Raw genomic sequence first — 11525 nt, forward strand, 5'->3', positions numbered from 1 at the left:
ATTTTCACTCTTTCTCAGCCATGGAAGCTTTTCTTTTTTCAGATGCTACATCACTCAACTTATTTTCAATGGTTCTATAGTAAGACTTTAACTCTCGTTCTCCCTCGTCTACAGAATCCATAATTTTTTTGGATTCCCTTGAAAATTCACTCATTGTCGTTTCATAAAAAGTACGTTCATCATTTTTATGAAATAGATGTCTCAGTTGATCCATTACACGCTTGGAGTTCCTAAAGTGGTCATCATACATATCTTTTACTTGTTTTATTTGTCTTATCTCTTTTGTCATTACTTTTTCTTGTTCTATGAGCTTCCGTTCTTCTTGATGCAACTTTTCCCATTCTGCTTGTGTCATGAATTCAACGCTCCCATTCGGTTGAATACAGTTTGACTCGCTGATTGATCCATTGCTTCAAAATTTTCTGCCACACTATGTATATTGTTAGCTGCGGTAGCAATAGCAAGTGCGACTTGTTTAGCTGTTTCTTGTGCAATCTGAATCGCTTCTTGTGCGTTCTTATTGCCAGCAACCGTTGTTTGTGTATCTGCCTCACTTGATATTGAAGAAGATTGAATCATCATGTCTGTAGCACTTTTTAAAGCAGTCGCTTTTTGTTGCGCTCCACTTAAATCACTTTTAATAGCAGACAATGTATTACCTCCTTAGTCTAAAAAATTCAACTAAGTATATCAAAATAAAACAAGAAAACATCAAAACGTCTTTTATTCGAAACGTATGTCACATATCAAATACAAAATTCTTAATTCATTAGTTTTTTTGCATGATGGGACGGTACCCCATTGCTATCAAGCTAAGGTTTTGAAGTACCGCCAAACCGAAAAAACAAGCTGTTTTCTGTCAAAAATACACGGAATTTTCATCCTCGGGGTGTAAATTCTTAAGTTGATGGGCATGGGGTAGTACCACACACCCATCAAGCTAAGAAAAGCAAATATCCAAAAACAAAAAAATGAACTGAATTCTCATAGAAAACTAACTGTGAAGAGATAAAATTTTTATTTTGGGGGACATCAAAATATTAGCTTGATGGGTATGTATGGTGACCCCTAATAGCTGCTATATCAACATCCCAATGACCAGAGACATGAATTGCAATATGCCAGCTCGCCCAAAGAATTGGAGTAATATTGCTGGCCATGTCCCTAATTACATTTCCAAACTCTGTAAAAAAGTTTTCTATCTACTTTTTAGCTTCATCACTCATTTCAATGATATGAGTCCAATATTTCTTTGTAATGGGATCGTATTCTACCCTAACTGTGACATTCTTTTGAGCATCTGTATTTACATATCCTTCAATCGTTAGGGCATGAATCGCATTTGATGATCTATTTTCTTTTTTATAGGAACTCGTATGCTTGTCAAAGACTTGTTCAACAATTGTTAAATCAAAGTTATACTCATTTTTCATATACTGAATCGCTTTCGATTCAGAAATATTACGGATATTCATTTCTTCCTCTGGTGTAAGAGCCAACTGCTTTTCTAATTCTACAGCATGTTGGTTATCTTTAGATAGATTTAGAACACCTGTATTTTCTTCTGAATTATAATCTACCAGCCACTTTTTATCTTTGTAGTACGCTTCGACAGAGGATTTGCATGAAAATCCGCTCTTTCCTTCATTTTGTGCATCACAGCTAACTAACTCAAAATGAATATTTATTTTGGAATATTCCGGACTTCCTGTACCTTCATTCGCTTGCACCCTACTTTCCTTTGTCACATATGTAATCTTTATAGGACCATTAGTTTTTTCAACCTCATGTTTTACTTTTTCTTCAATACGTTGTTCCTGAACCTGTTTCGCGAAAATGTAGTTCTCCTCATAAAAATGATACATTGCTAAAGGAACAAATAAAGCAAGCCCTAAAACGAAACAAGAAAGTGCATAATAAGCCAACATTCGCTCTGTAGTATATATACGGAAACAGGAAAGTACAACCCGAATATATACTAAAGGCAAAGCGATATAAAAAATAGGTACTGAAAAGTAAAATGTAAAGGCTGTAATTAGAAAAATCCCCCCGAGTAACTCGATATATCGCGGAATACCTATACTGTATGCTGCTAAAATCAAAAACCAAATGTAACTTGTTGATACAAGAAAAGCAATTCTATAATACTTCTTACTTTTTATGTTTTTCTCTTCCATTTCCCCACCATCTTTGCAAAATTGAAACTGTACTATCGGTTACAACTTAAAACAAACTCTTACTTACATTCAGTTTCTCAAATGAATGTAAGTAATACAAGAACAAACTCCATTTATTAGCTTGGTTTCATAACTCATGTGAAAATGATATGATTGCATTGTCAATATTATCTAATTACTAAAATATATTACAAGGAAATCACAAAGAGGAGGAGAAATCATGGGTTTTTTCAGTAGATTTTTTAAAAAGGTGGAACAAGTAAACAATAAAGAGGCCACTATCCATGAATTAGATGAAGAATTGTATGTTGAATCCCCACTAGAAGAAGCCAATAGCTATTGGGTCTCAATGGCACAAAATTTACTTATTAATACTGTAAAAGCCGCTGGAAATAATGTGGAGCGTGCTTTTTTATTGCTTAATATGAAAAAGGGAGAGGCTTCATTTGATATTTTTTATCAAATAAACGGACAATTGTATTTTTGGGATCAAATAGAAAATCAGGAAATAAAAAATAGAATTAAAAATGAGTTATTACCACAAGCTTCGGAAGTTTCAGATGCTGTAAACCAACACTTTCTCGAAGCAGATCATCCTACAATTTCGTTTGCAGAATTACAATTTGAATGGGAAACAAAAGCTTGGTTTTCACACATTATCTGGGAAGATGACCCAGCCTCTCAATTACCAAAGGCTCAAATATTAAACAAATGGTATAGCCTAATTAACAAGGAAACACACGGTAAACCACTTGATAGCGATATAAAATTTTCTTGGTATCCATCAAACTCTTAATAATCTAACAGTATCTAAAATAGGGGACATTGTTCCGATTAGTTTAAATATAGTTAGTTAATAACCTTAAAAAAATAGAGACCCCTTATAATAGAAAAATTCAATTTAAAGGAGGTATTAAATGAAATGGCTATTAAAAACCTTAAAACCAATGAAAATTCCGAATTAGAAGGAGAAGCCTATTTCGAATTATTTGATCAAAATATTCTGGTATACATAGACCAAGATGCAGATATCGAATACGCAGAGCTATGTATAACATACTTAAATTCTTTAAGTGAAGAACTGAAAAATAAACTTTGTAAAGCATCTATTAGATACTGTAATGAATTTCTTGATGATATAGGTGAAGATATTATAGAATTTTCTAAACTGACAGATGTTCTACCTCATATTACACCAAATACTATATGTATTCCGAATCCTAAAAATAAATCTGAACCTGTCATTGATTTAGAATTAAATTGCACATGGGAAGAAGAACATGGTATGGAATGGATCATTCGCAGTGGGAAAGTTATGTATGTTGGAGCATTTAATGGAATAAATCCATATGGGGATTGTGATATCGGAAAAGATTGGAATTATGCTTAATGTATGATTTCATAGAAATGTAATCAAAAAATATACTAATTTTCTTATTAAACTAAAAGGTGCTTTTGTTTAATAGATTTAAACATCTTTATTATCTTTTATGTGAATAAATTTGTATAGTTCAATATATTATTAAATAACTTTATTATTTCTATACAGTTATTATTTGTTGTAGCTTTGAAATAAAGTCGTATTGTTTATAAAAAAGATGTACCGTTTAGAAAAAAGTTGCATCGTTTTATTCCTTTTCGATTGAAGAATACTAAATGTATTTTGATTAAACTTTTTATAAATAAGTTAATCTATCACAATAATTCAGGGTATGTTTTGATCAATCTTTTTTCAAAACATGCCCTTTAGACTTGCCTCTAAATCAAGGTTATTAGTAATAATTTAATCAAACTTTATTCTAAAGTTACAGCAATGCCTTTTAAGAACATTGAATATTCATGTGAAATTTCAGATGAGATTGTGAAGGTTTCTCTTAAACTAACGAGTGGTTTAAGAAGGAGTAATTAATTTCTATAATGAATTAGTGATAAAAATCAAGAATATGTCGATGTAATCGATGGAGGATGAGGATTATATTAATAGAAAGGAAATTAGGAGATGGAAAAATCAATAAAAAGTGAATTAATTGGAGTGTTTATCTTTAATGAGGCTTGTAAAGCATATCAGCAAAATAAGGGTAAAATACATTGGCAATTGGATATTAGAAATGAATATGTCGATGTTAATGAGATGATTAAAAGAGCAGAGAAGCTTTTTTTATATGTAGAAGAATTTGATAAAAAGGCTAAAGTAGCCATAGCAGAGAAAATGATTGATTATAAAAATGACTTTTGGCCTGAGTATGATGAGAATGATGAACATTTAAATTGGGATGCTGTAGATGCAGGAGAATATGATGTAACTAAAGAAAAATTTACAAAAGCAATTACCCTCTATGACATCGAAATTAGAGCAAATGATATATACTGTGAATATCATGATGGAGATTTATTTGGTGGACACAGGATACATGCCTATTTTGATAATGATTACAAGTTATTAAATGCAGAAGTGTAGTTTTAATTAGATGAAAATTGCGAGAATAACGCGACATTTCGCTAATTCACAACTCTTAAATTATATGTAACAAATACTATTCTTTATTGAACTAAAGGTGGCTTCGCTACAACTGTTCCTGCGAAAAATAGAATTCAAGAGACAACTCTTTTACCAGAATGGAAAAAAACAGTAGAATGTATGAAGTCGGGATTAAAGTTCCAAAGGATGCGAATCTTAATATTGGAGGCATAAAAATGATTTCACAAGATCAAGATATTATTGAATTAAAACAAAAAATGAGTAATGTTATTCAAACCCTTCAAGAACAAAATGAAGTAAAACAAAAACGGATGATTGACGATATAATTAAACGTTATAAAAAAAGCACTGGATACTTTAGAAACTAAAGATAATAATTCTTTAACTAAATTAGACTTCAATATTTCCGGTGGGGTAAGAGCATATCTTGATTGTGCAAGTGACTATAATAATCCTGTAATAGGCGAAATGGATGCAACTGAAGAGTTACTTCAACATATCTTAGAAAAATAAAAAAATCGATTGCCTGTAATTGGCGGTTGATTTTTTTATCATTTTCCGACAGAAGACTCCTTCCTCAAAAATGTGAAGGTGTGAAACACAAATTTTAGGTGGGAGATGAATGTCAGTAGGCGTAAGCCTACGTTTTCATAATTCCCTATTCTAAATAAAAAAATAAGCTTACTGAGGGTATTGCCAAACTCATAAATATTCAACAGTTAATGCATAAAAACTGTCAAGTTTATATTGTTCTTCTTTGTTGGTGATATAATATTTTCTTCACTCTTCCTTGGAGATCCGAGCAGTTAGCTTTTGCTAGCTGCTCTTTTTATTTCTCTTCATATCAACAAGTTTTCCCTCATATCCGTTTGTACCAATATCTTTTTAAAGTACTCTAAAAAATGAACTTTATCTTAACTTTACTTTATCTTTACTTAATCTTTAGATTTCCATATTAAACTTTAAACTTAAAAGAAATAATTTTGGATCTAAAAAGGATCAGGGAATTAGCTGTTCATTACATATTTTGTAATGAACAAACCTCCATTGAAAAATGGAGTTTCTTATAAGAGGAGGAATATATGAAGAATACGAGTAAAAAACGAATAATTATATTATTCTTTATTAGTATTTTAGGCTTAGGAACAATGCTTGGAATACTATATTTTAATCATAAAACCAATAATCATAAAAATAAAGTACTTGCTACCGAAAAACGTTTATTGCAATATGAGCCCATTTTGAAAAAAGAATTAGAACAATATAACTTGGGAGAGAAAACAGCAGTTTTGTTAGGTATTATGTACCAAGAGAGTAGAGGTGAGGGCAACGACCCTATGCAATCTTCTGAATCACTTGGATTAAAGCCAAATGAACTTCAAGAGACAAGCTTGAGCATTAAACAAGGGGTAAAACACTTTGCTCAAATGTACAAATATGGAACGGAAAAAGATGTTAGCATGGATACAATTATTCAAAGCTATAATATGGGACCAGGGTATATTGATTTTATTGCCAGTCAAGAAGTTAAACAACACTCGGAGGAGTCGGCTAAAAAGTTTTCTAAGATGAAAGTTGATCAAAATCCAGCGATGTACACTTGTGGTGGAAATAAAAATAATTTTAGGTATCCATATTGTTATGGTGATTTCACATATGCAACAAAGGTGAATGAAAAAACAAAACTTATTGAAGAACTTCTCCAAAATGTACATGACTCTTCTAAATAGGCAGTAGAATGAAATGTGATGATACCGTCAGTTATTAATGTGATATGAACCATAAGTTTGCCAGAACGGCAAGCTTATGGTTCTTTTTGTTTGCGGCAAACTTATGCTTCCAAAAATAAAAGATTTTAAACCGTATCTTTATTATTGTCTACTTGACAGGGAGATGACCACCTTACGTGCATATGATATTCATTGAATTTCCACAATTTAAAAGTACAATTTGTACCATTGATAAAATTACTAGATTTATACTAAAAACACGCATTTTGATTAAGTTTTTTCAAAATGCGTGTTTCACTTATTTTTATATTTTACAATGATGCAAACAAACCTTCTTAAATTATTTTTACCTATATTTGTTAATTGTGTTTTTGAAGAAAGGCTTTTACTTTTTCAAAAGCAAATTGCGTATTCAAGCTACCTGATTTTACATCAAAAACGTGATCAGCTCCTGGAAGAAGATAGAATTCATGTGAAACGCTATTTTCTCTCAGCTTCCTGTCTAAAATTTCACCTTGTTCATCTGGGACAACTCGGTCACTTGTTCCATAAAATGAAATAGTAGGAGGTGTATTTTCATTAATGTAACTGATTGGAGAGAGTATTTTGTAACGATCAGGGAATTGTGCAGGTGTACCCTTTATATACTTTTTCAATACATCTTCCGCGTAGTCAGGACTTCGTTTATTCTTGTAAAACTCTGTCATATCAGACGGACCGTATATATTAATCACAGAGTTAATAGGTACCGGTGAAACGCTAGTAGAAGGTGGTAACTGTTCATCCCCCATACTATAGGCGGCTAGCATAGCTAGATTCCCCCCTGCTGATTGCCCCATTACATTTATTTTTTTAGGATCAATTTTGTAAGTATCCGCATGTTCTACTACCCATCCTATTGCTGATTTTACATCACCTACTTCATCTTTCCATCCCGCATGAGGTGGCATACGATATTGTACATCAAAAACAGTATATCCTAATTCACTAAGTCTTTGATACCAATGAGGTGAACCACCTTTATCACCCTCAACCCAGCCGCCTCCATGTAACATGATAACAGCGGGGTGAAGTGATTTTTTTGAGTCTCCATGAGCTGGCCACACATCAAGCTTTAATTCCACACCATCAGAGGTTGTACCGTATACAACGTCCTGTGTGACTTTTGATGTTATCTCTGTCTTACCAAAAAAATGAGAACTAAGCGAAACGGAAACATTCTCGTTTTTAGCATAGTTTAACGTCTGAGTAATTGGCTCTATTATTAAAAATAATACTAGTAATAATTGAGGAATCAACAATGCTCGAGCGATTAAGGCTTTTTTCCATACAGCTAATAGTAATAGCACAATTATAAATAATGTTAGAATTACTAAAAACATTGGCATTTGCAATGTAAGCATTGCCAAAAGACTCATTATATTAGAAATTCTTAATGTGACATTAAAATCTGATGGATTCCAAATATAATATGCCAAACTACCAATAAAAGCTAATGCTAGTACTGTAAGAACTGTCAGAAACCATTGAATAAAACCTCTAGGACGCCAAGAGGTTGATTGTTTTTGTTGTTTCTTTTTCATTTTTTTATATTCCTCCATAACAAAAAAGCAATTTTAAAATGTTTAATATAAATTGTATCTGAATATCCCTCCCTATTTATAACTTGAAAAATGGCGGTAAATTTCCAATGGGAGACAAAGGAAATGGCACACATTGACAGCGATAATGTCCTTTTATATATTTACATAATTAGCGGAGGAAAATCTATACTTTCTCTAAAAAACCGCTTCTCTTTTATAGGGAAGCGGTTTTTTTATGAATACAACTATGAATTAACTTTAACTGTTCTGTTTATATATCTTTTCACTTTTGTTTTCCATGTGATGGATAATGCTTTCTCCTTCAACATCAATGTTAGGCAAAATTTTATCTAGCCATTTTGGCAAGTACCAGGCTGACTTACCCATGAGAGTCATGACCGCAGGTACGATTGTCATTCTCACGATGAATGCGTCAAAGAAAACACCGAATGTAAGAGCCATGCCTATGGATTTAATGATGGTATCAGGTGCCAACATGAATCCAATAAATACAGACATCATAATTAATCCTGCTGCGACTACGACTCTACCGCTCTCCCGCATTCCTTCTAAAATAGCTCTCTTCGGGTCGCTTGTATGCGTATATACTTCCCGCATCTTGCTCACTAGGAACACCTCATAGTCCATGGCGAGTCCGAACAGAATGCCAATCAGAATGACAGGCAAGAAAGCTAAGATCGGACCAGCAGCCGGGAAACCAAATATATTTTGGAAATGCCCATCCTGCACGAAAAATACCACGGCTCCCAACGTAGCACCAAGAGAAAGTAGAAACCCTAATACTGCTTTTAATGGAATGAGCAGAGATCTAAAGACTAGAACTAAGAGTACATATGCAAGTCCAACAATAAGGGCAGCGAAAACTGGCAAGGCATCACTCAGCTTTTGCACAATATCAATATTCATCGCTGCTGGGCCCGTTACCATTAGTTCAATTCCATTTTCTTTCTCAGTCTGGTTCGATTTGTCCCGGATCGCTTTTACCAAATTCTTCGTCTTTGTATCGTCAGGTCCTGTTTTTGGTGTGACGGAAATCATATAAATCTTTCCAGAAGGACCAGGGATAGCTGGTGTCACACTTTTCACGTCAGATAAGTTACCCAATTCTTTTGCAACGGTGTTCATAGCATTTTGCGTTTCAGCTGTTGCTTCCTCTGATTTTGCCACTACCACTAAAGAGGCATGAAATCCTTCTCCATATGCCTCCGTCAATAAATCATATGCTCTTCTTTCTGTCGTTTCTGTAGACTTTGTTGTTCCATCAGAAGGCAGGCCAAGGTTCATATGGAAAAATGGAATCGTAATCACTGCAAGTAGTCCGATTGCGAAAATCGTAACAATCAGAGGACGTCTTATGACAAATTCCCCCCATTTATTTGAACCAGCATGTTTCTTGCCTGCCCCAGTCATCTTTTGCAAGAATCGATTTTGTTTAGATGGGGCAATCTTATGGCCGACTAATCCCAATATGGCTGGTAATATGATGATAGAAACCAACACAGCTGCGAGCACAGTAAAGGCGGCGGATACGCCCATCGCTGTCAGGAATGGAATCTTTGTAACAGACAGTCCCAAAAGACCAATAATAACAGTTAATCCTGCAAAGATTACGGCACTTCCCGCTGTTCCCGTTGCGATGGCAACAGATTCTGGAACAGAATCTCCTTGTGCAAGCTGCTGTCTAAAACGATTGATAATGAAGAGCGCATAGTCAATGCCTACTGCGAGTCCCAGCATGGCAGCTAATGATAAGGAAACTGTTTGGATTTCCACATAATTGGTCCCAATCATGATTCCTAGCATTCCAATCGCTAATCCGATTATCGCAGTGAGAATCGGCAGTCCAGCTGCCAGAAAAGACACAAAGGTAAATGCCAGGACTACGAAGGCTACAAGTACTCCGACAATTTCAGTCATACCTGAAGTCTCTGAGTCGGAAAACTTGATATCGCCTCCTGATAACTCCGTTTGAATGCCGGCATCCCTTGTTGTTTTAATACTATCTAAAATCTTATTCTTAGAAGCTTCTGTGACCTTTTCCGCTTTCACTTTGTACGTAACGACTGCATATCCGATTGTCTTATCTTCACTGAGGTTCTGCAGTTGCATCGGTGCTGCCACAGAATCAACAGCTGAATCTTTTTTAATCTCATCTAGAACTTCTGCAATTTTCTGTTGTACTTCCGCTGACTCCAAGGTTTCGTTTTTTGGTGCTTGAAACACCACTTTTACTTGGGCACCTGCTGGTTGCATCGCTTTAAACTCTTTTTCAATTACTTTTCCTGCTTTATCTGCTGGTGTATTCGGAATGCTCAGCTCCTCCTTGAAAGAGGAACCCATGTTGACTGCAAAAAGCACTAATGCAATCATAATTGCGAGTGCACTGAATACAACCTTTTTCCTATGATTTACTGCCCAATGTCCTAACTTATACAGATATTTTGCCAATTGAATCTCACCCTATTCTTGTCGAAAATTTGTTTTGTTCTTACGTTGTAATCTAGAAACGCACAAGCACTAAACCGCATATTATTCATATAAAAAGATTTTAAAATGCTCATTATAAATTGTATCTGAATATCCCTCCCTATTTATAGCTTGCAGAATCGCCGCAAATTGCCAATAGGAAACAAAGAAAATGGTACACATTGACAGCAATGATGTCCTCTTATACAATGGCGTTATCACTACGTTAACAATTGTGCTTACATGTGTAAGTATAACAGTGAATTTTCATCTTTCAAGCACTATGTGATGATTTGCACTTAAAACGAACAGAATGAAGGGATGTGTTAGCTTTGAGGAAGTCAAGAGAAGACAGTATACACTCTCAGAGATATATTATGGAGGCATTGAGCGCACTGTTGCATGAACATAAACTGCAAGATATAACCGTAACAGCTATTTGCAAAAAGGCTGGAGTTGCCAGAGTCACATTCTACAAATACTACCGCAACGTTTACGACGTCGTACAAGCATCTGTGGATGAAATTGTTCAACATTTCTTGAAAGAGGTTGATAGTTTGGATCCATATGAAAGTATGCAGCTAATTATTGAATATATCATAGAGGGATTTGTGTCTGCACAGAAACCGTCAGGAAAGTTAATTGATGCAAATATATCTAGTATGATGCTTGATTATTTGAATTACACAATGGAAAAGGTCTTTCAAGCGGATATTACGCGCAATCATGGCATGAGCAGAATGCAAATCCTGTTTTTAGCAGGCGGTATCTATAATATTGTTAACGATTGGATTAAAAGAGGGGCAAGGGAATCTCCCAAGGCACTTGCTGCAAAAATATACGAGATTCTTCCATATGGGACAACAGATACAAGGAATTTGGCAAATTCATGATGCAACTGTTCTACCTTTGATTACATCTAAAAAATGGGCATCACATAAATAGCTGTGTAAACGACCGTTTTTGGTTAAAAGAACAAAACTTTCTTTCATATAAAACTTTCTTAACGTTGTTGAAAGCGAAGGAATCGTCAGGAAAATGGACTTAGCGTTGTAAATCCGCATTTTCC

The 11525-nt window shown here is 34.4% G+C and carries 11 protein-coding genes; 6 read left to right on the forward strand and 5 right to left on the reverse strand.

Translation table 11 applies throughout. From position 1 onward, the window contains the following. Positions 1-4: 4 nt before the first annotated feature. The 3 genes from VK90_RS07880 to VK90_RS07890 form a co-directional block, all read right to left on the reverse strand. A complete protein-coding gene (locus tag VK90_RS07880; protein ID WP_048371777.1) occupies positions 5-355 on the reverse strand; it encodes a DUF3958 family protein in 351 nt (116 codons plus the stop codon). Beyond that, complete coding sequence (locus tag VK90_RS07885) at positions 352-651, reverse strand: TIGR04197 family type VII secretion effector (RefSeq protein ID WP_048371779.1); 300 nt, start codon at positions 649-651, stop codon at positions 352-354. Before VK90_RS07885 ends, VK90_RS07880 begins: the two co-directional genes overlap by 4 nt. A gap of 551 nt (positions 652-1202) precedes the next feature. Then, the gene (locus tag VK90_RS07890; protein ID WP_048371781.1) at positions 1203-2177 is read right to left on the reverse strand and encodes a hypothetical protein; all 975 of its coding nucleotides are present in this window, start codon (positions 2175-2177) and stop codon (positions 1203-1205) included. Between the two features lie 220 nt (positions 2178-2397). Between VK90_RS07890 and VK90_RS07895 the strand changes: the two genes are divergently transcribed. The 5 genes from VK90_RS07895 to VK90_RS07915 all read left to right on the forward strand — a co-directional run bounded on the left by VK90_RS07895 (position 2398) and on the right by VK90_RS07915 (position 6386). Next, positions 2398-2973 carry a hypothetical protein gene (locus VK90_RS07895; RefSeq protein ID WP_048371783.1) on the forward strand — a complete coding sequence of 192 codons (576 nt, stop codon included), beginning with the start codon at positions 2398-2400 and terminating at the stop codon, positions 2971-2973. Positions 2974-3099: 126 nt separating this feature from the next. Continuing rightward, complete coding sequence (locus tag VK90_RS07900; RefSeq protein WP_048371785.1) at positions 3100-3567, forward strand: DUF6985 domain-containing protein; 468 nt, start codon at positions 3100-3102, stop codon at positions 3565-3567. Positions 3568-4176: 609 nt separating this feature from the next. After that, positions 4177-4635 carry a DUF2262 domain-containing protein gene (locus VK90_RS07905; RefSeq protein WP_048371788.1) on the forward strand — a complete coding sequence of 153 codons (459 nt, stop codon included), beginning with the start codon at positions 4177-4179 and terminating at the stop codon, positions 4633-4635. A gap of 236 nt (positions 4636-4871) precedes the next feature. Then, positions 4872-5024 carry a hypothetical protein gene (locus tag VK90_RS30615; RefSeq protein WP_231595842.1) on the forward strand — a complete coding sequence of 51 codons (153 nt, stop codon included), beginning with the start codon at positions 4872-4874 and terminating at the stop codon, positions 5022-5024. 714 nt (positions 5025-5738) lie between these two features. Further along, positions 5739-6386 (forward strand): lysozyme family protein, encoded by a 648-nt coding sequence (locus tag VK90_RS07915; RefSeq protein ID WP_048371790.1) that lies wholly within the window; start codon positions 5739-5741, stop codon positions 6384-6386. Positions 6387-6745: 359 nt separating this feature from the next. Here VK90_RS07915 and VK90_RS07920 read toward each other — a convergent pair whose 3' ends face one another. After that, a complete protein-coding gene (locus VK90_RS07920; protein WP_048371791.1) occupies positions 6746-7969 on the reverse strand; it encodes an alpha/beta hydrolase in 1224 nt (407 codons plus the stop codon). 258 nt (positions 7970-8227) lie between these two features. Then, positions 8228-10438 (reverse strand): MMPL family transporter, encoded by a 2211-nt coding sequence (locus VK90_RS27585; RefSeq protein WP_048371793.1) that lies wholly within the window; start codon positions 10436-10438, stop codon positions 8228-8230. A 395-nt stretch (positions 10439-10833) separates the two neighbouring features. Here VK90_RS27585 and VK90_RS07930 point away from each other — a divergent pair, with 395 nt between their 5' ends. Then, positions 10834-11349, forward strand: coding sequence for a TetR/AcrR family transcriptional regulator (locus tag VK90_RS07930; RefSeq protein ID WP_048371795.1), 516 nt, complete (start codon positions 10834-10836; stop codon positions 11347-11349). Positions 11350-11525 lie beyond the last annotated feature (176 nt).

The organism is Bacillus sp. LK2 (assembly GCF_001043575.1).
Taxonomy (GTDB): Bacteria; Bacillota; Bacilli; order Bacillales; family Bacillaceae_G; genus Bacillus_A; species Bacillus_A paramycoides.